Here is a 23,088-nt window from a genome sequence, read left to right on the forward strand (position 1 = left end):
GCGCCCATCGTATCGGTGCCGCTCAGCGACCCATCCGCTCCCATGTCGCGTCGATCCCGGCCATGACGTCGATCTCCAGGACGTCGGCCACGTCGGGGCTGCCGATCTCGCGCGCGACGTACTTCGCGACGAACTTCTTGACCTCCGCGTCGACCCCCGCAGCCTTGCGGACGACGCTCGCGCGCAGCCCGTCCGCCTTGAGGTCCATGCGGATGTCGCGGGCTGCGGGCGGGATCACCTCGATGACGATCCGCAGGTCGTCGGTCGCCCGCGCGTGCACCGTGATCGGCACGACGAGCTCGCCGTGGAAGTGGTGCTTGTCGACCTGGAGGTCGAGCTCGAAGTCCAGGTGCACCGGCAGCATCACGGTGTAGACGACCTCGTCGTTCGCGACGGAGCGCACGACGGGGTCGCCGACGTCGCCGTGCGCGGTCACCTGGGCGACGCGGCCGGGACCGACGCCGATCGGCCCGAGCTCCATCGGGCGTCCGGCGATCTGGCCGATCGCGGCCAGGATGCGCTCCTGGGTCACCGCGGCGCGGAAGAACGCCTCACCGAACTCGGCGTACGAGCAGAACGGCGTGGGTGTGACCTCCGTCATGTCGCGACAGTAGCCCAGCCTCGCGGCCTCCGGAACGGTTCGCGCGGATCAGGCTCGGGGTGTCGGATCGGGCGCCTCGAGCGCCGGGGGCGTCACCGTCGGGCGCCGGCGGGCGCCGGGGATGCGGGTCGCGAGCGAGCTCAACGGCTCGACCGCGTTGTTCAGGACCGCGACGGCCTGGTTGAGCGTGGGGATCGCCGCGCCGAGCATGTCGACGCGGGGCACGAGCGCCTCGAAGGTCTCCCCCAGCTCGACGAGCCGGTCGAGCGTGCCACCAGGCTTCAGCAGGGTCTCGAGGATGCCCTGGTCGGCGAGCAGCTGCTCGAGCAGTCCGCCCTCGGCGAGGATGCGGTCGAGCGGACCACCTTCCTCCAGGAGCCGGTCGAGCGCACCGTCCTGCTCGACGATCCGCTCCAGCGGGCCGTCGGGCGCGAGCAGCCGGTCGAGCGGTCCGCCGGGTGCGAGGAAGCGGTAGAGCGCGCCGTCCTCGGCCAGCGCCCGGTCGAGCGGACCGCCGGCCTCCAGGAGGCGGATGAACGGACCGTCCTCGGAGGCCATCCGGTCGAGCAGGCCGTCGCGGGCGAGCGCCTTGCCGATCGGACGGTCGTCGGCCGTCAGCTCGGCCAGCGTGTACGCCAGACCGACGGGCCCGTGCTCGTCCTCCATGATCCGGCTGATCCGGTCGAGCAGACCGCCTTCGGAGAGGATCTTCGAGAGCTGCGTCGCGTAGCCGCCGTCGCGCAGGAGCGGGCCCTGCGGGGAGACGAAGTAGCCGAGCGCGAGCGTGGTCTGGGTCGCCGCGACGGTGACCCGCACCGGGAGCACGGCAAGCTGGCGGAGGTCCATGGCCGTCAGCGTAGGGCGACGGACCGCCGGTGTCACTCGCCGTGACAACCGGTCAGAGCGAGCCGGCGAGGGCGCCCACCAGGGCGAACAGCGCCACGACCATCGAGATCGGCACGAGCCACAGAGCGGCGATCGTGAGCGAGATCGACCAGCCGATGCGCGGCGGCGCGAAGTTGCGGGCGCGCCGCAGGTCCTCGACCCCCTCGATCCAGCGGGCCGGCATCGTGACCCCGCGCCACGCGCCCCGCAGCCGGGAGAAGACGCGCGAGCCGCCGCCACCGGCGATCTGCTGCAGGATGCCGCGGGTCTCGTCGGCCCGGTCGCTCATCTCGACCATGATCCCGAGCTCGGTCGCGAGCGCGACCGGGTCGTCGACCGCCGCCACGACCTGACGGCGACGCCACGCGAACGCGGCGGAGACGGCGGCCATCGCCACCGCGACGACCAGTCCGACGATGCGGAACACCCCGTCGGAGGCCCCCGCGACGATCGCGGTGACCGCGATGAACGGCAGCGGGACGGCCACCAGGATCGCGGTCGGGATGCGGAGGACCCGCACGGCGACCACGAGGAGCTGGGCGGCGCGCTCGGCGGCCTGCCCCGTGCTCGTGTCGATCCGGGACGTCACGCGTCCCGCAGCCTCGTTGGTCCGGCGACCCCAACCTCGTGCGCGCTCACCCACGGCACCAGCCTACGGATGCGGCGGAAGCAGGAGTAGCGTCGCGCCGTGGCGGTGACCCTCGCGCTGATCTCGGCGCTGACGTACGGCGTGAGCGACTTCCTCGGCGGGATCTTCTCGCGCCGGGCCAGCGCGTGGCAGATCTCGGTCGCGGGGCAGAGCTCCGCCGCGGTCGTCACGTGGTGCGCCGCCCTGGTGCTGACGGGCGATCCGACCCGCACCGACCTGCTGCTCGGCGCGCTCGCCGGCCTGGGTTCCGGGTTCGGCATCGTGTTCCTCTACCGCGGGCTCGCGCACGGCCGGATGGGGGTCGTCGCCCCGGTGTCGGCGGTCGGCTCGGCGCTGGTCCCGCTGGCCGTCGGGCTCGGGCAAGGCGACCGACCCTCCGCGCTCGCGGTGGTCGGCGTGGTCTGCGCGTTCCCCGCGATCTGGCTCGTCGCCCGCCCACCGGAGGCCCTTCGAGGCTCGCAAGCTCGCACCTCAGGGACCGGGCGAACGACTGAGGACGCTCCGGCGAGCGGGTTCACCGACGGCGTGCTGGCGGGCCTGGGCTTCGGCCTCCTCTTCGCGGCCATCGGCCAGGTTCCGGACACAGCCGGCTTCACCCCGCTGGCGGTCGCCAACACCACCGCGATCCTGGCGGTCGTCGCGATGGCCGCGGCCCTGCGGCAGGCGTGGGTGCCGCGCACCCCGGCGGCGGCCCGAGGGGTGCTCCTCGGCCCACTGAGCTTCATCGCCTCGGGCACGTTCCTGCTCGCGACCCACCACGGGCTGCTGTCGATCGTCTCGGTCATCGCGGCGCTCTACCCCGCCTCGACGGTGCTGCTGGCGTGGCTGGTGCTGAAGGAGCGGATCGGGCGTGGCCAGGCCCTGGGCCTCGCGGCAGCAGCCGTCGCGGTCGCCCTCGTCGCTCTCGGTTAGGTTCGAGTCGTGCGCATCGCCACCTGGAACGTGAACTCCATCCGCAGCCGGATCGACCGCGTGGTCGCCTTCCTCGAGCGGCACGACGTCGACGTGCTCGCGATCCAGGAGACCAAGTGCCGCGAGGACCAGTTCCCCGGGCTCGAGCTCAGCACCCTCGGCTACGAGGTCGAGCACTTCGGCCTGAACCAGTGGAACGGCGTGGCGCTGATCTCGCGCGTCGGCCTGGAGGACGTGCAGCGCCAGTTCGCCGACGACCAGCCGCAGTTCGCCGACGTGCTCGAGCCGCGGGCGATCGGCGCCACGTGCGGCGGGGTGCAGGTGTGGAGCCTGTACGTGCCGAACGGGCGCGAGCTCGACCACGAGCACTACACGTACAAGCTCGCCTGGCTCGAGCGTCTCCGTCAGCAGGGCGAGGCCTGGCTCGCCGCCGATCCCGACGCCCAGATCGCCCTGACCGGCGACTGGAACATCGCGCCGGAGGACGACGACGTCTGGGACATGGCGGTGTTCGAGAACAGCACCCACGTCTCCGAGCCCGAGCGCGCCGCGTTCCGCGCGATGATCGAGACCGGCTTCACCGACGTCGTCCGACCGCACACCCCCGGCCCGGGCGTCTACACGTTCTGGGACTACCAGCAGCTCCGCTTCCCCAAGCGCCAGGGCATGCGCATCGACTTCCAGCTCTGCTCCCCCGCCCTCGCCGCCCGCGTCAGCGGCGCCTGGATCGACCGCGAGGAGCGCAAGGGCAAGGGCGCCAGCGACCACGCCCCGGTCGTCATCGATCTCGACTGAGGCCGTCCGCCCCCCTCCCTCCCCCAGATTTGCGCACTTCTTCGGGTGAATCGGGCCTGCGATGCCGAGCTAGCGCGCAAATCTGGCGGCGGGGGCTCACCAGGTCGGGCGGAGGGGGAACGAGCTCGTGCCGTCCTCGTGGGGCTTGACGGCGAGGACGTGGTGGAGCTCGATCTCGTCCTCCTCGAAGGCCAGACGCGAGCCGGCCATGTAGAGGCCCCACACCTTCGCGGTGCCGAGCGAGACCTCGCCGAGCGCCTCGTCCCAGTTCTCGACGAGGTTGCGGTTCCAGTCGCGCAGGGTGAGCGCGTAGTGCTCGCGGATGTTCTCGCTGTGGCGCACCTCGAGGCCGGCGTCGTGCGCGGCCGAGACGATGCGGCCGACGCCAGTCAGCTCGCCGTCGGGGAACACGTAGCGGTCGATGAACGCGCCCGCGCTGGCGGGCGAGGTGTTGTTGTCGCGCGTGATGCAGTGGTTGAGCAGGCGGCCGCCGGGCGTGAGCTTGTCCTCGATGAAGGCGAAGTACGAGCCGTAGTTCTTCACGCCGATGTGCTCGGTCAGGCCGATCGAGCTGATCGCGTCGAAGTCGCCCTCGGTGACGTCGCGGTAGTCGAGGAAGCGCACCTCGGCACGGTCGTCGAGGCCCTGCTCCTTGATCGCCTGCTGGGCGTAGAACGCCTGCTGCTCCGAGAGCGTCACGCCCAGGGCCTGCACCCCGTAGTGCTCGGCGGCGTGACGGACCATGCCGCCCCAGCCGCAGCCGAGGTCGAGCAGCCGCTGGCCGGGCTTGAGGTCGAGCTTGCGGCAGATCAGGTCGAACTTCTCGGCCTGCGCCTGCTCGAGGGTCGCGTCGAGCTCGGGGTAGACGGCGCACGTGTAGGCCATCGACGGACCGAGCACGAGCTCGTAGAAGCGGTTCGAGACGTCGTAGTGGTGGTGGATCGCCTCGGCGTCGCGCTGACGACTGTGCCGCCAGCCCTCGAACGCGCGGCGGGTCCGCGAGAGGTGCTCCTCCGGCGGCGGGGTGGGCGCGATGAGGTTCGCGAGCCCGAGGCTGCGCAGGACCTTGACCAGCTCGGCCGGCGGCGGGAGCTTGAAGGTGAGCCGGCTGCGGAAGTGCCGCATCAGCTCGTACGGGTCGCCGGGGTGGATGCCGTCGATCTCGAGGTCGCCCGCGACGTACGCCCGGGCGAAGCCGAGGTCGCCGGGGTGCGACATCAGGTAACGCAGTCCGCGCTCGTTGAGCAGGCGCACGGTGTACGTCGAGTCGACGTCACCGGCCGTGCTGCCGTCGTAGGCCTCGAACCGGAACGGCATCCCGTGCCGCATGAGCTTCTCGAGCGCTCCCGCGATCGTCATGAGTTCCTCACCGCCTTGTCGTACAGGGAGGTCAGCCGCCCGTTCGGGTCGTACCGACTCCGCAGATCGTCCATCGCCACGGTCCCGTAGAGCCGCGCGAAGGTTTCCTCGTCGTAGAAAGCCTCGGAGTAGAGCGATTTGTGCCCGCCGAGGGCGTGGACCTGGGTCTCGATGGCCCGGTTGACCGCGCCCGGCTCGGCATCGGCCGCCACCTGGACCGTGCCCCAGAACCCGGCGTTGACGTAGATCGCGCCGGTCTCGAGCGGGTAGGACGACCACGAGGTCGTGGTGCGCAACGGGCACAGCCAGACCGGTCGCATGCCGACCTCGGCGTCGAACCAGGTCAGGAACTCGGGGAGCGCCTCCAGCGGCACCTCGATGTCCTGGATCACGCGCTCGCGGCCGGGGACCTTCTTGATCTTGTCGAGCGTCTTGACGATGCCCAGCTTGGTGTCGAGGCCGACGAGCCGGTGGTAGACGTCGCTGCGGCGCCAGCGGCGCGGCCAGATCCGGCGCACCCAGGGGTTCTGGGCACCGAACGCCCCGGAGCACCAGAACCAGTCGGTGTCCCAGCGCCACAGGTAGTCGAGCATCGTGAGGCCGTCGGTCTCCTTGGCCTGGATCGACCGGAAGTAGATGTCCTGGCCGGTGTAGTCGCTGACGTCGATCGGCGCGTCGGTGAACTCCGCGAGGCTCAGGTAGATCTCGTCGGGCGTGAAGGCCGTGCCGTCGAGGCCGTCGACGCGTCGGCCGTCGTGCTCGCCGGTCTGGCAGATCTCGTGGATCGCCTTGATCGCGTGGTCGGCCGAGTCGAAGCGCACGTGCCGCAGGGACACCCGCTCGGGGACCCGCTCGAGACGGATCCGCAGGCGGGTCGCGTAGCCGAGGCTGCCGTAGGAGTTGGGGAACGCGTTGAAGAGGTCGGCGTGCTCGCCCTCGGGCGCGATCGTGAGGATCTCGCCCGCACCGGTCAGCACGTCCATCTCCACGACCGACTCGTGCGGAAGACCGTTGCGGAACGAGGTCGACTCGATGCCCAGACCGGTCACGGCCCCGCCGAGGGTGATGGTGCGCAGCTGCGGCACCACGAACGGGATCAGCCCGAGCGGCAGGGTCGCCGCGACGAGGTCCTCGTAGGTGCACATGCCCTGCACGTCGGCGGTGGCGTCGCGGGTGCTGCTGCCGGGGTCGATCGAGATGACGCCGTCCAGGCCCGAGACGTCCAGGCCCGGACCGACGGCGGACGAGCGCGGCCGGAACAGGTTCGAGGTGCGCTTGGCGAGGCGGACCGGGGAGCCAGGGGCGATCGCGGTGTACGACTCACGGAGGCGATCGACGGCAGCGGCGTGCGACTCCCAACCCTTCACGGTTCCAGATTATGACGATCCGTCACGGAAGCACCAGGGTGTCGTTGCACACAGCAACCAGATTTCGCTCTCAGCAGAACCGGGAGGCGGCCCTACGCCCCGCCCCGGTGGTTGAGGTGCGAGTGCCGCCTGCGGCGCGAGCCTCGAAACCCTGGCCAGCTCCACCCGGAAAGTGACCACGGTTTCGAGGCTCGTCGCCAGAGCTCCTCGCACCTCAACCACCGGTGGCCGACGACCCGCCCCTTGAGGTGCGAGCGAGGAACGAGTGAGCCTCGAACGGGGTCGCCTCAACCACGGGTTGGTCAGGCTCAGGCGAGGTGCCAGACGAGGGCCTCGCCCGGGCCCTCGAGCAGCAGCGGCGTCGCCGATCCGGTGACGCGCAGCTCGTCCCCGGCGTCGAGCGTCTCCCCGTCGACCGTCACGCTCCCGCGCGCCACGTGCACCAGCACCCGCTCCTCGACCTCGATCTCGACCGGTGCGGACGGGCGCACGACCTCGAGCCAGGCCCGCGTCTGGACGCCGACGGCCGGGTGCCGGCCAGGACCCTCGGGCACGTCGACCGCCGCGTACGCGGGCGCCGCGTCGTGCTCGGAGCGGAGCATCATCTGGACGAAGACGAGCGGCTCGACGTCGGAGGCGTTGCGCTCGGCGTGCTGCGCCCCCTCCCCCGCACTGAGCCGCTGAGCCGTGCCCGGGCGGATCACGCCGCCCTGGCCCGTCGAGTCGCGGTGCTGGAGCTCGCCCTCGAGCACCCACGTCACGATCTCGACGTCCTCGTGGCGGTGCTCGTCGTAGCCGCCGCCCGGCGCGACGGTCTCGGTGTTGATCGCGACCAGCGCGCCGAAGCCCACGTTGTCCGGGTCGTAGTGCGCGCCGTAGCTGAAGGAGTGGCGGGTCGACGTGCCGTCGCCGGTCGAGAGGTACCGGTCGGTCGCGCGGCGCAGGTCGCGCCCGGAGAGGTCAGGCATAGCCGAGCTCGTGCAGGCGGTCGTCGTCGATGCCGAAGTGGTGAGCGATCTCGTGGACCACGGTGATCCGCACCTCGTCGACCACGTCCTGCTCGGTCTCGCAGATCGCCAGCGTGGGGTTGCGGAAGATCATGATGCGATCAGGCAGCACGCCGCCGTAGGTCGTGTCGCGCTCGGTCAGGGCCACGCCGTCGTACAGGCCCAGCAGGTCGGGCTCCTCGGCCGGTGCCTCGTCCTCGACGAACAGCACGACGTTGTCGAGCAGCTGGGCCAGCGCGGGCGGCAGCGAGGCCAGGGCGGCCTCGGCGAGCTCCACGAAGCGGTCCTCGTCGACGTCGATCACACCGTCATCCTGCCAGCCGGCCGGGCGCGTCGGACGCGCTCGCGTTGCCATGCCGATCGCGCCAACTGTCCCTAGGATTCGCAGGTGACCACGAGAGACGTCTTCGCCGCGGCGACGCCACGGCTGAGGGCGACGATCGACGCCGTCGACTGGGCCTCGACGAGCCTCGGGCCGGTCTCGTCCTGGAGCCCGGCACTGCTCGGCACGGTCGACCTCATGCTCCACAGCGAGTTCCCCATGACGCTGCTCTGGGGCCCCGACTTCACGCTGGTCTACAACGACGCCTACGTCGAGGTCATCGGCGACAAGCACCCGACCGCGTTCGGGGCGCCGTCGCAGCAGATCTTCGGCGAGGCCTGGTCCCAGATCGGACCGATGATGCGCGAGGTGGCCGCCACCGGGGAGAGCCTGCTCGTGGAGGACGCCCTCGTGCCCCTGCAGCGGCACGGGTTCCTGGAGGAGTGCTACTTCACGTTCTCGTACTCGGCCGTGCGTGGTGAGGACGGCACCGTCGAGGGCGTGCTCGACGTCGTCACCGAGACGACGCGCGCCGTGCTCGGCCGGCGCCGGCTGGAGTCCCTCGGCCGGCTCGCGGACTCGCTCGCGAGCGCCGCGTCCCTCGACGACCTGCGGCGCCGCACCGTGCGCTCCCTCCACGCCCACGGCGACGACTTCACCGTGGTCGAGCTGTTGCTGGCCGACCAGATCGACGAGCAGTGGTCGGCCGAGCTCCACGGCACCACGGCCCGCGAGCTCCTGGCCGGCGAGGTCGTGGTGGAGACGTCCGCCGACGGCCTCCGCACGGCGTGGGTCGCACTGGAGTCCGACCGTGAGGATCTCGCGGTGTCGACGCTGATGATCGAGCTCAGTCCCCAGGTGCAGCTCGACGACGACCTCCACGACTTCGTCCGCCTCACCGGCTCCGTCGTGGGACGGGCGCTCGCCCGGACGCGGGCGGGAGCGATCGAGCGCGCCCATCTCGACCAGGAGCGACGCCTCAGCGAGACGCTGCAGAACAGCCTCCTGAGCCGACCGGCGCAGGCCGCGGGCCTCCAGGTGGCGGTGCGCTACCTGCCCGCCGCCGAGGAGGCCCAGGTCGGCGGCGACTGGTACGACGCCTTCGAGCTGCCCGACGGCGACCTGTGCCTCGTCATCGGCGACGTCGCGGGCCACGACCGCGAGGCCGCCGCCGGCATGGCGCAGCTGCGCAACCTCGCCCGCGGAGTCGCCCTGACGCTCGAGGACACCCCTGCTCCGATCCTGCGGTCCATCGACCGCGCGGTGCAGCAGCTCCGGATCGACGTGCTGGCCACGGCCGTCATCGTCGAGGTCGATCGGCAGGACGACGGCTCGGCCCTGGCGACGTGGTCGAGCGCCGGGCACCCCCCGCCCATCGTCGTGAATCCTGACGGCACGGCGCGCATCAGCGAGGACAAGCCCGACCCGCTGATCGGCGTGGGGCACTGGGAGCGCGTCGACCACGTCGAGCGCCTCGCACCCGGCTCGTTCCTCGTGCTGTTCACCGACGGCCTGGTCGAGCGGCGCGGCCTCTCGATCGACGACGGCATCGCGTGGCTCGAGCGCACGCTGAGCGGTCAGCAGCACCTCGACGCCGAGGCCCTGTGCGACCTGCTGCTCAGTCGCGTCCCCACCAGCATCGAGGACGACGTCGCCGTGCTGGTGCTCAAGGTGGAGCCGGCCGCCTGAGCGGTGCGCGGACACCGCCGTGTCCTGCGTAGGCGTCGCCGCCCTGGGTACTCCCCGGTCCCATCGACCCGGACCGAGGACGAGATGACCCAGAACCCGCTGACCGCGATCGCCCTGAACTGCACGCTCAAGCCCGCCCCGGCGGCTTCCAGCTCCGACCTCATGGCGAACCAGCTCCTCGACGCACTGGCCGAGCACGACGTGGCCGGCACCGTCGTGCGCGTCGTCGACCACGACATCCACCCCGGCGTCGAGGCCGACATGGGCGACGGCGACGCGTGGCCCACGATCCGCGACCAGATCCGCGGCGCCGACATCCTGGTGTTCGTGGCGCCCACCTGGCTCGGGCACATGTCGAGCGAGGCGCAGCGAGTCCTCGAACGCCTCGACGCGGAGCTGTCCGAGACGCGCGAGGACGGCAACCCCCTCATGTTCGGCAAGGTCGCGGTCGTCGGCGTCGTCGGCAACGAGGACGGTGCCCACAAGATCACCGCGGACCTCTACCAGGGTCTGAACGACATCGGTTTCTCGATCCCGGCCCAGGGCGGCACGTACTGGAACGGCGAGGCGATGCAGGGCGTCGACTACAACGACCTCGACGAGTCGCCCGAGGCCACCATCGGTGCGCTGAAGACGGCGGCGGCGAACGCGGCGCACCTGGCCCGGCTCCTCAAGGACACGGCGTACCCCGCCTGAGCCGAGGACACCAGCGGCTATGCTGTCCCGGCGTCAATGCCCCGTTCGTTTAGCGGCCTAGGACGCCGCCCTTTCAAGGCGGTAGCGCGGGTTCGAATCCCGTACGGGGTACCGAGATTTTCACTGCAATTGCAGTGGAAATCGGTATAGCGGAAATCGGACAAGCGGCGCGTGGCCCACATTTGGCCCGCACCAGGATTCGCGCCACTGGTCATCGCGCCCTCATCAAAGGGCGCTCGAGTCGCGTCGACGCCGTCAACGGCCACTGGCACTGCGGCACCAGCGCGCCCTGCGAAACCCTGTAGTTGCAGCGGATCCTGGGCGCCGACTAGCGCTGGGGCCCAAGTCCGCAGCGAGGACGATCTCCGCGCCGACACCCGAGTTCGTCCCCAATCGGACCTGCGCCACCGCCGCCGCAGGGCGGTACCGCTGGTTCCAGCGTCGCCGATTCTGGAAACAAGCCAACGGACAGATCAGCCCCCGCGGGACCGGGCTGGTTGGACCCGGCTCTTCGCACGCCATGTGGCGTCGCAAGGAGCGCGCGAAATCCCTCTGGATGCCGTTGGGCAGACCGATCAGCTGCTGAGGAGCCGCCGGAGCTCCGACGGCTCCACCTCGCGCGTCAGCGCCTTGAGAAGCCCGGACCTTGTCTCGTAACCAGCGGCGCGCGCCGCGCGAGACATGCTCTCGCCGGCCCGCAGCCTGGCGATGGCGGTGTTGAGTCGCGCGTGGACCCGCCACCGGTGGAACGGCAGTCCGGTCTGTTCGGTGAACAGGCGCTGCACGTGTCTCGAGCTGGCACCGTGGCGTGCGGCGATCTCGTCCAGCGGCGCTGAGGAGATCCGCGCTTCACGGGCGACCGCTGCGGCCACGGGGTGCGTCGGCACGACGAGCGCGAAGTGGGGAGCGCGCAGACTGCGCAGCACCTCACCCAGTGCCGTCCGAAGATCGGCGATCTGCTCCTCCGTGCGAGGCGCCACGGCAAGGATCGTCGTCATGACGTCGACGACTGCCGGGACGACCCCGAGCCGCTGGACGCGCACCGGTGGGACGTCCTCGTCGTGAAGCAGCGGACCGAGCACGAGGCTGCCGGACTCGTACCGGGCCGCGTGCGGGACATCGGGCGCCAGCCAGAGCGACTCGTGGGTGCGCAACGTCACCGGATCGCCGTCAACCGTGAGGTATGCCGCACCAGTCACGACGTGGATGAGGTGCGGCTCCTCGTGAGCGTGCTCGGCATGACCGAGAAGGCGAACCGCATGCTCGGGGACCAGCTCGGTGAGCCGCCGCTGGCGGGTCGCGAGGCTCATGCGGGCACCTCCGGTCTCGAGTGGCGTGTTCGTCACCTGGTCGTGTCACACCCGGAACCGGATGGCGACCTGGGTATCTTAGCCTTGCCTTACCCCCGCCGTCGCGGCGCCCTGCGCCGCCCGTCCACCAAGGCCTGTCCCCATGCGCACTCGCACGCTCCACTCTGTCGTTCCGGCAGCGCTCATCCTCGGTCTCACCCTTGCCGCCTGTTCCGCACCCGACGACGAGGAGGCGGCCTCCGACGAGACCCGTGTCGTCGCCACCGACCAAGGCGACGTCGAGATCCCGGCCGACCCGCAGCGCGTCGTGGTGCTGAACTACGCGCTCGCCGGCTACCTCTACGACCTCGACGTGCCGGTGGACGCGATGATCCCCGAGGACACCGAGGGCGAGGGCGTCTTCTCCGACTACTGGGCCGACGACGCCGAGGCGGCCGGCACCGAGTTCATCCCGTGGAGCCCGGACGGCTTCGACATGCAGGCGATCCTCGACCTCGACCCCGACCTGATCATCGCCGGCGGCGTCGGATTCCCGCTGTTCCAGGCGACGGAGGCCTACGACGATCTTAGCGACATCGCGCCGACCGTGATCGTTTCGGGCGACAAGACCACGTGGCAGCAGCAGTACGAGTTCCTCGCGACCGAGGTGTTCGACCAGCCCCAGGCCTATGACGACGCGGTCGCGGAGTACGACGCCCGGCTCGCCGAGGTCCGCGACGAGATCACGGTGCCCGACGGCGAATCGGTGTTCATGAGCCTCACGGTCGACCTGACCCCGTACGTGCTGATCGAGGACCAGGGCCTGCCGACTGTGTTCAGCGAGCTCGGCTTCACCCCGGCCCCGCTGTTCGCGACGGGCGCCTACGAGCCGTACACGCCGGGCGGCGACTCCTTCACGCTGTCGACCGAGCAGGTCGGACAGGTCATCGACCAGGAGAACGTCTTCGTGCTCGGCTTCAACGGCGCCCCGGTCGATGTCGAGACGCTCGAGGCCAACCCGGTCTGGGCGGCGCTGCCCGCGTTCGCCAGCGGCCAGGCCCACGACCTGCCGTACTACGTCTACCGCGGTGACTTCGACGAGACGATGGAGCTGCTCGACGTGGTCGAGGAGATGTTCGCGACCGCATGAGCCAGCGACGTTTCACCGTGCACCCGCTCGTGGTGCGCAGGCTCACGGTGCTGGCCACCCACGACGTCACCCCGCGCATGCGCCGGGTGACGTTGGGGGGTCCGGAGCTGGGCGCGTTCACCCGCGACGGCCTCGACCTGCCGGCCTTCGTCAGCGGCACCTTCGACGACCACGTCAAGGTGCTGCTGGCGTCGGACGGTCCACTCGAGGACATCCTGCCCGTGCAGCTGGCGCACGGCATCGAGTGGACGGTGGCCGAAGCGCGCATCGATCGCGACTACACGCCGCGACGCGTCAGCGCCACCGAGCTCGACCTGGACTTCGTGGTGCACTCCTCGGACCCCGCGCACGCCGCTGGCCCGGCGGAGGCGTGGGCTGTGACGGCGGCAGTCGGTGACGAGCTGGCCATCGTGGGTCCGAAGTCGTCGACCGTGCTGCCGACAAACGTCGACCGGGTGGTGCTGGTGGCCGACGAGACCGGTCTTCCGGCGATCGGGCGCTACCTCGAGCAGCGCCCGGTGGCGGCGCCGGTCACGGCCGTTATCGCGATCGGCGACGCTTCGGCCCGCCAGGACCTGGCGTTCGGGCCCGAGGACGACGTGGTCTGGGTCGTCGCTGCGCCGGGTGACGCCGAGCCGGTCATGGCTGCCGTGCGCGACCTGGACCCCTCGGTCTGGCGAGGACGCCCCTACGTCTGGGCCGGTGCCGAGGCGCGCTCGTTGCTGCCGCTTCGGCGCCTGGTCTCGCGCGAGCACGGCGTGCCCAAGGACTGCGTAGACATCACGGGGTACTGGCACCAACGTGTCGCGACTGCGGAGGAGGTCATGCAGGCCGACCTGGTCGAGCACACCGCCCCGGCGGTCACCCTCCCACCAGCGCCTGTGTCGTGGCTCGCGCTCCGGGCCGCCCTGCAGCTGGGCGTGCTCGACGCCGTCGACGAGCAGCAGGACGCGGGGGGCACCACCCGCGAACAGGTGGAGGAGCGGCTCGCGCTGCCCACCGGCAGCCTGTCCGAGCTGGTCGCGGTGCTGCTGGAGGAGTCGCTGCTGAATGCCGACTCGAGCCTGCTGTCCCTCGCCGATCCGGTGCGCGAGCTGTTGGCCGACGAGCACGAGCGCGAGGAGCTCGACGGGCCGGAGGCCGACGCGGTTCTGGCCCTGGCCGACCTCGCGGCCGCGTTCCGCGGCGGGGCGAGCGCCTGGGAGGTGCGGTTCGGCCAGTCGCTGGCCGAGTCGGCCCAGACCGACGAAGAGCTCGCGGAGGAGCTCGAGCACGAGTCCGAGGGCCTCGCGTACCTGATGCCCGGGCTGGTGGGTCTGCCGTGGTGGGAAGACACCCCGAGGGTCGCGGTGGCAGGGCCGGGCCGCGACGCCGTCCTCTCGGCGCTGCGGGAGTCGACGTCGGCCCGGTGCGTCGCTGCGGCCGACGACGAGTCCTGGGCCGCGACGGACGTGCTGGTCGAGGCGCGGTCGCTGACCCACCGCACCGACCACGAGGTGCGCGCACACCTGGCCTCGCGACTCGGCACGACGCCCACCCTGGTGCTGGTGGAGCCCACGCGCCCCGATGCCCTCGGCCCGGGTGGAGCGGCCGAGGCGTTGGTGCAGGTGGCCAGGACCGGTGCCGGTCCGCGGTCGACCGTTCGTCTGACCGCGCTCGCCGCCGCGGCGGGATGGTCGGTGTCGTCGACCCACGACCTCGGGTGGGGGGTCACGGCCCTCGCCCTCGCGCCGACCGCGATGCTCGACCGATGATCAGCACGGCAGACGAGACCGGTACCGACGTGAGTGCTCCGCGTCGCGTCCTCGGGCTGGTGGTGGCCCTCGGCATACTCGCCATGGCGTGTGTCGCCAGCGTGGGGATCGGTTCGGCCCTCCTCTCACCGGGCACGGTGCTTCGCGCGTTGACCGACCCGGACGGGTCGATCTCGCAGATCACGATCACCGAGGTGCGGGTGCCGCGCACGCTGCTCGGCCTGCTGGCCGGCGCGGCGCTCGGCGTCGCGGGCGCTCTGATGCAGGCGCTGACCCGCAACCCCCTGGCCGACCCCGGCATCCTCGGCGTCAACGCCGGGGCCGCGCTGGCGGTGTCGATCGGGGTGGCGGCCTTCGGTCTCGTCGACATCGGTGACTACGTGTGGTGGGCGTTCGGGGGCGCGCTCATCGGCACCGTGCTCGTCTATGGCATCGCCTCGCGGGGTGCCGCGGGCACCACGCCCGTGCGTCTCACGCTGGTCGGCGCTGCACTGACCGCGGTGTTCCTCGGGCTCTCACAGACGCTGGCGCTGATCGATCCGCGCACGTTCGACCGCATGCGCTTCTGGGAGGTCGGCTCGATCACGGACCGCCCGGCCGGCACCGTCGGGACGGTTGTGCCGTTCGTCCTCGTGGGCCTCGTCGTGGCGCTGCTGTCGACCCGCGCGCTCAACGCGCTCGCGCTCGGCGAGGACGTCGCACGGTCGGTCGGCGTCCGGGTGGGGCTGACGCGCGCCCTGGGCCTGGTGGCGGTGGTGCTGCTGTGCGGTGCCGCAACCGCCGCCGCCGGCCCGATCGCGTTCATCGGCTTGATGGTGCCGCACGCGGTGCGGTGGATCACCGGACCCGACCAGCGCTGGGTCCTGCCGTACGCGATGGTGCTGGCCCCGGCGCTGCTGCTCACCGCCGACGTCATCGGCCGACTCATCGTGTGGCCGTCCGAGGTGCAGGTGGGGGTCGTCACGCCGCTACTGGGTGCGCCGATCCTGATCGCGATGGTCCGACGCTCGGGATCGAGCTCGTGGTGAGCGCGGTCGCAACACGCGACCCTCGGGTGCTCGCGCTACGGGTGGGCCCGGTGAGCGCCCGGATCAGGACGCGATCGGCCGTCGTCATCGGCCTGCTGGGTGCCGCCGCACTGGGCACGATGCTGCTCGCCCTGACGGTGGGGCGCGGCGGGCTCGAGCCGGGGTCGATCCTCTACGCCCTCACCCCGGACGCGTCGAAGGCAGACCGGCTGGTGTTCGAGTGGCGCGGTTCGCGCGCCCTGGCCGCCATCGTCTTCGGAGCCTGTCTCGGCGTAAGCGGCGCGATCTTCCAGACCGTGACCCGCAACCCGCTCGGCAGTCCCGACGTGATCGGCCTGAACGCCGGCTCCTACGCCGGTGTAGTCGCCGTGATCTCGCTGGGCGGCATCGGCTTCACCGCGATGGCCGTCGGCTCGATCACCGGTGGTCTCGTCGCCGCCGCAGCCGTGTACCTGCTGGCGTTCAAGCAGGGGGTCAACGGGTTCCGACTCATCATCGTCGGCATCGCCGTGGGTGCGGTCCTGACCTCGTTGACCTCGTGGTTCAGCGTCAAGTCCGACCTGGACGTCGCGCTGCGCGCCGCGATCTGGGGTGCCGGCTCGCTGAACGGGACGCGGTGGGAGGTGCTGGCTGCCGCAGGCGGCTTGGCGCTCGTGACGGCGCTCGCGCTGCCCCACGTCGCCCGCGTGCTCCCGCAGCTGGCCCTCGGCGACGACGCCGCGTCATCGCTCGGGTTGCGCCTCGAGCCGACCAAAGCGCTGCTCGTGGTGGTCGGCGTGGTCCTGTCGGCGCTCGTCACGGCCGTGACCGGTCCGATCCAGTTCATCGCGCTGGCCGCGCCCCAGATCGCACGCCGCCTCGTCACCCCCGGTGGCGGGTCGGGGCCTGATGTGGTCGGGTCGGCCCTGGTCGGAGCGGTGCTCCTGGGCACGGCCGACCTGCTGGCCCAGTACGCGCTACCGGGGACGACGGTGCCGGTCGGCGCCGTCACCGTAGTCCTGGGCGGGGTCTACCTCGTCTGGCTGCTGTTCAGGGAGAGTGGTCGGTCATGACGTCCTCGGAGCACGCCGCGATCGCTGCGGAGTCGTTGGCCGTCGGGTACACGAACGACCCGGTCGTGTCAGGGCTCGACCTGGCGGTGCCCGTCGGGTCGTTCACCGTCATCGTCGGCCCCAACGCCTGCGGCAAGTCGACGCTGCTGCGCGCCCTGGCCCGGCTGCTCACCCCGCAGGAGGGACGGGTCGTCATCGGGGGCGAGGACGTGCGGTCGTTGTCGGCCAAGCAGCTAGCGCGCAAGATCGGCTTGCTCCCGCAGGCGCCGATCACCCCCGACGCCATCACCGTGATGGACCTCGTCAGCCGCGGTCGGTACGCGCACCAGAGCATCGTGCGCCAGTGGTCACCCGACGACGAGCGCGCGGTCGCGTCGGCCATGGCGGCCTCCGGTGTCTCCGAGCTCCGCAACCGCCGGGTCGACGAGCTGTCGGGCGGCCAGCGCCAGCGGGCCTGGATCGCGCTGACGCTCGCGCAGGAGACCGACGTGCTGCTGCTCGATGAGCCGACGACGTTCCTCGACATCGCCCACCAGGTTGAGGTGCTCGAGCTTGCCGTCCGCCTGCGCGAGGAGGGCCGCACCGTGGTGGCCGTGCTGCACGAGCTGGGCATGGCCGCGCGCTACGCGACGCACCTGGTCGCGATGCGCGACGGCCGTATCATCGCGCAGGGCACGCCGGCCGAGGTCGTGACCGAAGCGGTGCTCGAGAAGGTCTTCGACCTGCAGGCCCGGGTCATCCCCGATCCTGACACCGGGTCACCCGTCGTCCTGCCCCGCACCGTCTCGCGGCGACGTCAGGTGTGACACCGACGCGCGACTGCCACTCTCCGTGAGCAGCGCAGGTCCGAGGACCACCACCGTCAGGATCAACATCGCCGGACTGCCCGTGGGTCTGACGGGCCAATCCGCGTGGCTCATCACCCCATCGCGCAGCATCCGACGGTACGGTCCCCATCGCTATGCGGATGGCGATCGCCGGGCCATTCGGGTGTTGATGGGTGGCCCGCATTTGGCCCACACGAGATTCGTCAACAGCCAACGCCGACCGATGGTGATTCAGATCTGAATTAGCCGCTGACCTGCACAGACGTCGAGATCCAACGACAACCGAAGAGTTCTTCGCCGGGCTTTCAAGGCGGTAGCGCGGGTTCGAATCCCGTACGGGGTGCCACGGTCCTGACGCCGGCTTCGCGGGCGCAGTCGCCCAGCCGGATCGGGCTCACCGACCTACGCTGGAACCACCGCGGTCGGTGGCCTCGACGGCGGCGGCCCGCCGGTCTCCCCCGGTGCGGCCAGATCCCGTCAGGAGCCCCGATGTCGCACCCGAAGCCCGCTTCCGACGAGGGCGCACCCCTCGGTCGGCGGGCCGTGCTCGGCCTCCTGGGGCTCGGAGCGGTCGGCGTCGTGACGGGCAGCTCGGTGCAGAACGGCCTGAGCCAGATGCTGGCGTCCATCCAGATGCGCGACCCCACGGGACTCACGTCGCAGATCCCGCTCGGCGACACCTGGCGCTACTACTCCGTCACCGGGGCCGTCGAGCCGCGCACGCGTGCCGACTACAGCCTGAGGATCAGCGGACTGGTCGACCAGCCCGCCTCGTACTCCTTCGCCGACCTGGAGGGTCTCCCACAGACCGAGTTCGACGACACGTTCCAGTGCGTCACCGGGTGGTCGGTGCCCGACGTGCCGTGGCGCGGGGTGCGCGTGGCCGACCTGCTGGAGGCCGCGGCGCCGACCGACGACGCCGTGGGCGTGCGCTACAAGTCCTTCGACGGCACCTACACCGTGAACATGACGCTCGAGCAGGCCCGCGCCGACGACGTCCTCGTGGTGCTCGCGATGTACGACGCCCCGGTCACGCACGACCACGGCGGCCCCGCGCGCATCTACTCGGGCTCGATGTACGGCTACAAGAGCACCAAGTGGCTCTCCGAGATCGAGGTCACCGCGAACAACGCCCCGGGCTACTGGGAGGACCGCGGCTATCCGCTGGACGGGTTCATCGAGGATGAGTGACCCCGTGGCCGACAGCACCGACCTCGACCGCTTCGCCCTGGCCGAGCGCCTCGTGCACCGCTCCTTCGCCGTGCTGATGATCGTCTGCATCGTCACCGCGGCGATCCTCTACAACGGCGCCCTCATGATGGCGGTCGGCCACCGCCACGTCGTCGAGACGATCCACGTGTGGTGCGGGTTCGCCCTCCCCGTGGTGCTGCTGCTCGGCGCCGTCTCGAAGGCGTACCGCGCCGACCTCGGCCTGCTGAACCGCTTCACCCGCACCGACTGGCGGTGGCTCCGCAGCCGGGGCCGACGCACCGGCCGCATCCCCGTCGGCAAGTTCAACGCCGGGCAGAAGATCAACTCCTGGCTCGTGGCCGGGTCGACCGGTGTCCTCCTCGGCACGGGCGTGCTCCTGTACTGGCCCGACCTGGTGCGCCTGTCCTGGCGCGCCGGAGCCACCTTCGTCCACGACTGGTTCGCGCTCGGCCTCGGCCTGCTGGTGATCGGTCACATCACCTACGCCATGCGCGACCCCGAGGCGCGTCGCGGCATGCGCACCGGTCGGGTCTCGCGCAACTGGGCGCGGGCCGAGCACGAGGCGTGGGCCGACGAGGTCACCACGCGATCGACAGGTACTGGGTCTCGGTGAACTCGCGGAGCCCCTCACGGGCTCCCTCACGCCCGAGCCCGCTCTGCTTCACCCCGCCGAAAGGCGCGGACGGGTCGGAGACAAGGCCGCGGTTGATGCCGACCATTCCGGCGTCGAACGCCTCACCGAGCCGCATGGCCCGCTGCAGGTCCCGGCTGAAGACGTAGGACGCCAGACCCATCTCGGAGGCGTTGACCCAGCGCAGCAGCTCCGCCTCGTCGCGCCACCGCACGACCGGCGCGACCGGACCGAACAGCTCGTGCTCCAGGATCGGGGCGTCGGCCGGCACGTCGACCAGGACCGTCGGCGGGTAGAAGTGTCCGCCGAGGTCGGGCAGGGCAGCGCGGTGGGAGATGCGTGCGCCCGCGGCGACCGTCTCGGCCACGACCTGCTCGAGGGTGTCGACCGCAGAGGCCGAGATCAGGGGACCGACCTCCGCTCCGTCCGACGAGGCCCCGACGGTCAGGCGCTCGGTCGCGGCACCGAGCTTGGCGACGAACTCTTCGTGCACGTCGGCGTGCACGTAGAAGCGGTTGGCTGCGGTGCAGGCCTGGCCGCCCCCACGGAACTTGGCGACCATCGCGCCCGCGACTGCAGCGTCGACGTCGGCGTCGTCGGCGACCACGAACGGGGCGTTGCCCCCGAGCTCCATCGAGGCGTTGACGACGCGGTCGGCGGCCTGCTTGAGCAGGATCGATCCGACACGGGTCGATCCCGTGAAGGAGATCTTCCGGACCCGCGGGTCCGCCAACCAGGTCGTCGCGATGCCGGCCGCGTCGGTACCCGGGACGACGTTGACGACGCCGTCGGGGACCCCCGCCTCGACCAGGAGGCGGGCGACCGCGAGCGCGGTGAGCGGCGTCTCGGCCGCCGGCTTGAGCACCACGGTGCACCCGGCCGCCAGCGCGGGCGCAATCTTGCGCGTGGCCATGGCGGCCGGGAAGTTCCACGGCGTGATGAGCGCCGCGACACCCACCGGTCGGTGGGTCACGACGGTGCGGGCACCACCTGCGGGCGCCGATCCGTAGTCGCCACCGGGGCGGACCGCCTCCTCGGCGAACCACCGGAAGAACTCGGCCGCGTAGCCGACCTCGGCCCGCGCGTCGGCGAGGGACTTGCCGTTCTCCCGCGTGATCAGGTCCGCGAGGTGCTCCGCGTCGCGGTGCATGAGCTCGAAGGCGCGACGCAGGACCTCCGACCGGGCTCGCGGTGGCGTGAGCCGCCACGAGTCGAACGCCCGCGCCGCGGCGTCGACGGCCGCCGTGGCGTCGTCCACGTCACCGTCGGCAACGTGCGCGATCACGGCACGATCGGCCGGGTCCTCCACGGCGAACGTGCCCGACCTGCCGGCCTGCCACCGACCGTCGGTGAGGACGCCGAGCGCGGGGTCGAACGACAGGAGCTGCGTGCTGGTCATGGGGGCCTCTCGGGCGTGAGCCTGCGCGACGGGCTCGACCGCCGGGCCGGCGGCAGGCGCGCAGGGGGGGATCTGGTGCTGGTTCCGGTGCTCGGTCAGGGGTCGACGGCGGGAGGTGTCATCAGGCGCTGCGGAAGGCCTCCGCGAGGACGTCGAGGGCCTCGTGCAGCAGCTCGTCACCGATCGACAGGGGAGGCAGGAGCCGCAGGACGTTGCCGTAGGTGCCGCAGGTCAGGACGATGACGCCCTGGCGGTGGGCATGCGCCGCGACGGCCTTCGTGAGCTCGGGGTCCGGGTCGGCCGTCTCGGGATCGACCAGCTCGACCGCGATCATGGCGCCGCGCCCCCGGACGTCGCCGATGCGCGGGTCGGACGCCTGCAGGTCGCGCAGGCGCGTCAGGGTGATCGCCTCGATCTCGCGCGCCCGGGCCAGCAGTCCGTCGGCCTCGATCGTCTCGATCGCCGCCAGGGCGGCCGCGCAGGCCACGGGATTGCCGCCGTAGGTGCCGCCGAGGCCGCCGGTGTGCGTGGCGTCCATGATCTCGGCGCGGCCCGTGACGGCCGACAGCGGGAGACCGCCGGCGATACCCTTCGCGGTGACGATGAGGTCGGGCACGATGCCCTCGCGGTCCGAGGCGAACAGGTCGCCGGTGCGCGCGAAGCCGGTCTGGACCTCGTCGGCCACGAACACGACCCCGTTCGCTCGACACCAGTCGACGAGCGCGGGCAGGAAGCCAGGTGCCGGCTCGATGAAGCCGCCCTCGCCCTGGATGGGCTCGATCACGACGCAGGCCAGGTTCTCGGCACCGACCTGCTTCTCGATCACGTCGATCGCCCGCGCGGCCGCCACCGCACCGTCGAGTCCGTCGCGGAACGGGTACGACAGCGGTGCCCGGTAGACCTCGCCCGCGAACGGCCCGAAGCCGTGCTTGTAGGGCATGTTCTTCGCCGTCATCGCCATCGTCAGGTTCGTGCGGCCGTGGTACGCGTGGTCGAACACCGCGACCGCGTCGCGCCCCGTGTGCACGCGCGCGATCTTGACCGCGTTCTCGACGGCCTCCGCCCCGGAGTTGAACAGGGCCGTCCGCTTGTCGTGGTCGCCCGGCGTCAGCGCGTTGAGCCTCTCCGCGACCGCCACGTAGCCCTCGTACGGCGTGATCATGAAGCACGTGTGGGTGAACGCTGCCACCTGCTCCTGGACGGCCGCGACGACGCGGGGTGCGGCGTTGCCGACCGTCGTGACCGCGATGCCGGAGCCCAGGTCGATCAGGTGGTTGCCGTCGACGTCGACGACGACACCTCCACCGGCCGCGACCGCGAACACCGGCATCGTCGTGCCGACGCCGCTCGCGACGGCACCGTTCTTGCGCTCCATCAGCGCGGTCGACCGCGGACCCGGGATCGGGGTGGTCAAGAGGCGTTGCTGGACCGGCTCGGACATGGGGTGTCCTCTCGTCGTCGGGACCCGTCGCCCCGAGTGTTCCGCGCCCGGTCCATGCGGTCCAATACTTGTTCCTCATCAAACCCATGTCGGTGAGGCATAGTTGCGGGATGGAGCTGCGCACCCTTCAGTACTTCCTCGCGGTGGTCGAGCACGGGACGGTCACGCGCGCCTCGGAGGCCGTCCGGGTCACCCAGCCCGCGCTGTCCCGCCAGGTCCGACAGCTCGAGCGTGAGCTGGGCCTGGACCTCTTCGAGCGCACGCGGGGACGGCTCGTCCTCACCTCGGCCGGCCTGGCGCTCGTGCCCCGCGCTCGTGCCGTCGTCGCGGAGGCGCGATCGCTCGAGGTCGCGGCGAGCGTGCTCGCGAGGGGCGGGATCGAACGGGTCACGATCGCCGCTCCCCCGACGACGCTGGCGGACATCGTGGCGCCCTTCGTCGCGACCCTCGGGCCGACCGACCCCACGCCGATGGTCACCGAGCTGGACGGGACCGACCAGCACGACGCCGTCGACCTCGTCGTGGCGGCCCAGGGGCTCTACCCCGGACGGACGCGGCTCGCGCTCCCTCCGCTCCCCGTCTTCGCCTACGTCGGTCGCGACCACCCCTGGTCGGGCGAGCGCGAGGTCGCCCTGGACCGGCTCGTGCACACCCCCGCGATCGTCCTCGGACCCGGCGCGAGCTCACGGATGGCCCTCGACGCGGCGATGTCCGAGGCCGGCCTCGGGCTCGACGACCCGCTCGTGGTCAGCGGTGGCGCGGTCGCCCAGGCGCTGGCGGCCGCGGGGCGCGGGGTCGCGGTGGTCTCGGACGACCCGCGGTTCGGCCTGACCGGTGCGCGCGTGGTCCGCGCCGACCGATCGGAGATCTCCGTGCACCTCGACGTCTCGTGGTCGGGCACGAGCCCTGCCGCCGACCAGCTGGCGGCGCTGGCCCAGCGACTCGTCACGTGGGTCGGCCACCGGTACGGTCCCGAGGGCCCGGGCGACGCGGCACACCGGCGGCACACCTAGGCTCCTCGAG

Annotated in this window: 22 protein-coding genes and 1 tRNA gene; 13 read left to right on the forward strand and 10 right to left on the reverse strand. The window is 71.5% G+C overall.

Annotation, left to right across the window (positions count from 1 at the left end):
- Nucleotides 1–22: 22 nt before the first annotated feature.
- Genes ABD127_RS11385 through ABD127_RS11395 form a run of 3 tightly spaced genes read right to left on the reverse strand, consistent with a single transcriptional unit; the run spans nucleotide 23 to nucleotide 2,075 of the window.
- Nucleotides 23–601 carry a hypothetical protein gene (locus tag ABD127_RS11385; protein ID WP_344201407.1) on the reverse strand — a complete coding sequence of 193 codons (579 nt, stop codon included), beginning with the start codon at nucleotides 599–601 and terminating at the stop codon, nucleotides 23–25.
- 48 nt (nucleotides 602–649) lie between these two features.
- Nucleotides 650–1,447, reverse strand: coding sequence for a hypothetical protein (locus tag ABD127_RS11390; protein ID WP_344201410.1), 798 nt, complete (start codon nucleotides 1,445–1,447; stop codon nucleotides 650–652).
- A gap of 52 nt (nucleotides 1,448–1,499) precedes the next feature.
- Nucleotides 1,500–2,075: a hypothetical protein gene (locus tag ABD127_RS11395; protein WP_344201413.1), complete on the reverse strand. Its 576-nt coding sequence runs from the start codon at nucleotides 2,073–2,075 to the stop codon at nucleotides 1,500–1,502.
- A 99-nt stretch (nucleotides 2,076–2,174) separates the two neighbouring features.
- Between ABD127_RS11395 and ABD127_RS11400 the strand changes: the two genes are divergently transcribed.
- Nucleotides 2,175–3,047 (forward strand): EamA family transporter, encoded by an 873-nt coding sequence (locus ABD127_RS11400; protein ID WP_344201416.1) that lies wholly within the window; start codon nucleotides 2,175–2,177, stop codon nucleotides 3,045–3,047.
- A gap of 9 nt (nucleotides 3,048–3,056) precedes the next feature.
- On the forward strand, nucleotides 3,057–3,842 hold the full coding sequence (locus ABD127_RS11405) for an exodeoxyribonuclease III (protein ID WP_344201419.1): 786 nt from the start codon (nucleotides 3,057–3,059) through the stop codon (nucleotides 3,840–3,842).
- 96 nt (nucleotides 3,843–3,938) lie between these two features.
- Here the strand turns inward: ABD127_RS11405 and ABD127_RS11410 are convergent, their stop codons facing one another.
- From ABD127_RS11410 to ABD127_RS11425, 4 genes are all read right to left on the reverse strand, one after another.
- On the reverse strand, nucleotides 3,939–5,201 hold the full coding sequence (locus tag ABD127_RS11410; RefSeq protein WP_344201424.1) for a class I SAM-dependent methyltransferase: 1,263 nt from the start codon (nucleotides 5,199–5,201) through the stop codon (nucleotides 3,939–3,941).
- Nucleotides 5,198–6,568 (reverse strand): FAD-binding oxidoreductase, encoded by a 1,371-nt coding sequence (locus ABD127_RS11415; protein ID WP_344201427.1) that lies wholly within the window; start codon nucleotides 6,566–6,568, stop codon nucleotides 5,198–5,200. Before ABD127_RS11415 ends, ABD127_RS11410 begins: the two co-directional genes overlap by 4 nt.
- Nucleotides 6,569–6,876: 308 nt before the next feature.
- On the reverse strand, nucleotides 6,877–7,536 hold the full coding sequence (locus ABD127_RS11420) for a pirin family protein (protein WP_344201430.1): 660 nt from the start codon (nucleotides 7,534–7,536) through the stop codon (nucleotides 6,877–6,879).
- On the reverse strand, nucleotides 7,529–7,879 hold the full coding sequence (locus ABD127_RS11425) for a metallopeptidase family protein (RefSeq protein ID WP_344201432.1): 351 nt from the start codon (nucleotides 7,877–7,879) through the stop codon (nucleotides 7,529–7,531). Before ABD127_RS11425 ends, ABD127_RS11420 begins: the two co-directional genes overlap by 8 nt.
- Nucleotides 7,880–7,963: 84 nt before the next feature.
- Between ABD127_RS11425 and ABD127_RS11430 the strand changes: the two genes are divergently transcribed.
- From ABD127_RS11430 to ABD127_RS11440, 3 genes are all read left to right on the forward strand, one after another.
- A complete protein-coding gene (locus ABD127_RS11430) occupies nucleotides 7,964–9,586 on the forward strand; it encodes a SpoIIE family protein phosphatase (RefSeq protein ID WP_344201434.1) in 1,623 nt (540 codons plus the stop codon).
- An 84-nt stretch (nucleotides 9,587–9,670) separates the two neighbouring features.
- Entirely contained in the window at nucleotides 9,671–10,282 is a 612-nt protein-coding gene (locus ABD127_RS11435; protein WP_344201437.1) for a flavodoxin family protein, read from the forward strand.
- A gap of 38 nt (nucleotides 10,283–10,320) precedes the next feature.
- Nucleotides 10,321–10,393, forward strand: a tRNA-Glu gene (locus tag ABD127_RS11440).
- A 464-nt stretch (nucleotides 10,394–10,857) separates the two neighbouring features.
- On the opposite strand, the gene ABD127_RS11445 is transcribed toward ABD127_RS11440, so the two are convergent.
- Entirely contained in the window at nucleotides 10,858–11,592 is a 735-nt protein-coding gene (locus ABD127_RS11445) for an AraC family transcriptional regulator (RefSeq protein ID WP_344201440.1), read from the reverse strand.
- A gap of 142 nt (nucleotides 11,593–11,734) precedes the next feature.
- Here ABD127_RS11445 and ABD127_RS11450 point away from each other — a divergent pair, with 142 nt between their 5' ends.
- The 7 genes from ABD127_RS11450 to ABD127_RS11480 all read left to right on the forward strand — a co-directional run bounded on the left by ABD127_RS11450 (nucleotide 11,735) and on the right by ABD127_RS11480 (nucleotide 19,207).
- Entirely contained in the window at nucleotides 11,735–12,721 is a 987-nt protein-coding gene (locus tag ABD127_RS11450) for an ABC transporter substrate-binding protein (RefSeq protein ID WP_344201442.1), read from the forward strand.
- Nucleotides 12,718–14,475, forward strand: coding sequence for a siderophore-interacting protein (locus tag ABD127_RS11455; protein WP_344201445.1), 1,758 nt, complete (start codon nucleotides 12,718–12,720; stop codon nucleotides 14,473–14,475). Before ABD127_RS11450 ends, ABD127_RS11455 begins: the two co-directional genes overlap by 4 nt.
- The gene (locus ABD127_RS11460) at nucleotides 14,472–15,503 is read left to right on the forward strand and encodes an iron chelate uptake ABC transporter family permease subunit (RefSeq protein WP_344201447.1); all 1,032 of its coding nucleotides are present in this window, start codon (nucleotides 14,472–14,474) and stop codon (nucleotides 15,501–15,503) included. The genes ABD127_RS11455 and ABD127_RS11460 overlap by 4 nt, the downstream gene beginning before the upstream one ends.
- Before the next feature lie 50 nt (nucleotides 15,504–15,553).
- A complete protein-coding gene (locus ABD127_RS11465; protein ID WP_344201450.1) occupies nucleotides 15,554–16,555 on the forward strand; it encodes a FecCD family ABC transporter permease in 1,002 nt (333 codons plus the stop codon).
- Nucleotides 16,552–17,361, forward strand: a complete 810-nt coding sequence (locus tag ABD127_RS11470) for an ABC transporter ATP-binding protein (RefSeq protein WP_344201453.1) — start codon at nucleotides 16,552–16,554, stop codon at nucleotides 17,359–17,361. Before ABD127_RS11465 ends, ABD127_RS11470 begins: the two co-directional genes overlap by 4 nt.
- A gap of 510 nt (nucleotides 17,362–17,871) precedes the next feature.
- Nucleotides 17,872–18,573, forward strand: coding sequence for a molybdopterin-dependent oxidoreductase (locus tag ABD127_RS11475; protein ID WP_344201455.1), 702 nt, complete (start codon nucleotides 17,872–17,874; stop codon nucleotides 18,571–18,573).
- Between the two features lie 4 nt (nucleotides 18,574–18,577).
- Entirely contained in the window at nucleotides 18,578–19,207 is a 630-nt protein-coding gene (locus tag ABD127_RS11480; protein WP_344201457.1) for a cytochrome b/b6 domain-containing protein, read from the forward strand.
- Here the strand turns inward: ABD127_RS11480 and ABD127_RS11485 are convergent.
- Both ABD127_RS11485 and gabT read right to left on the reverse strand, forming a co-directional pair.
- On the reverse strand, nucleotides 19,173–20,624 hold the full coding sequence (locus ABD127_RS11485) for an NAD-dependent succinate-semialdehyde dehydrogenase (RefSeq protein ID WP_344201459.1): 1,452 nt from the start codon (nucleotides 20,622–20,624) through the stop codon (nucleotides 19,173–19,175). The two genes, ABD127_RS11480 and ABD127_RS11485, sit on opposite strands and share 35 nt — an antisense overlap.
- Nucleotides 20,625–20,745: 121 nt before the next feature.
- On the reverse strand, nucleotides 20,746–22,065 hold the full coding sequence (gabT, locus tag ABD127_RS11490; RefSeq protein WP_344201461.1) for a 4-aminobutyrate--2-oxoglutarate transaminase: 1,320 nt from the start codon (nucleotides 22,063–22,065) through the stop codon (nucleotides 20,746–20,748).
- Between the two features lie 110 nt (nucleotides 22,066–22,175).
- Between gabT and ABD127_RS11495 the strand changes: the two genes are divergently transcribed.
- Entirely contained in the window at nucleotides 22,176–23,078 is a 903-nt protein-coding gene (locus tag ABD127_RS11495) for a LysR family transcriptional regulator (RefSeq protein ID WP_344201464.1), read from the forward strand.
- Nucleotides 23,079–23,088: the final 10 nt, after the last annotated feature.

The sequence above is a fragment of the Aeromicrobium alkaliterrae genome (assembly GCF_039529015.1).
Classification (GTDB): domain Bacteria; phylum Actinomycetota; class Actinomycetes; order Propionibacteriales; family Nocardioidaceae; genus Aeromicrobium; species Aeromicrobium alkaliterrae.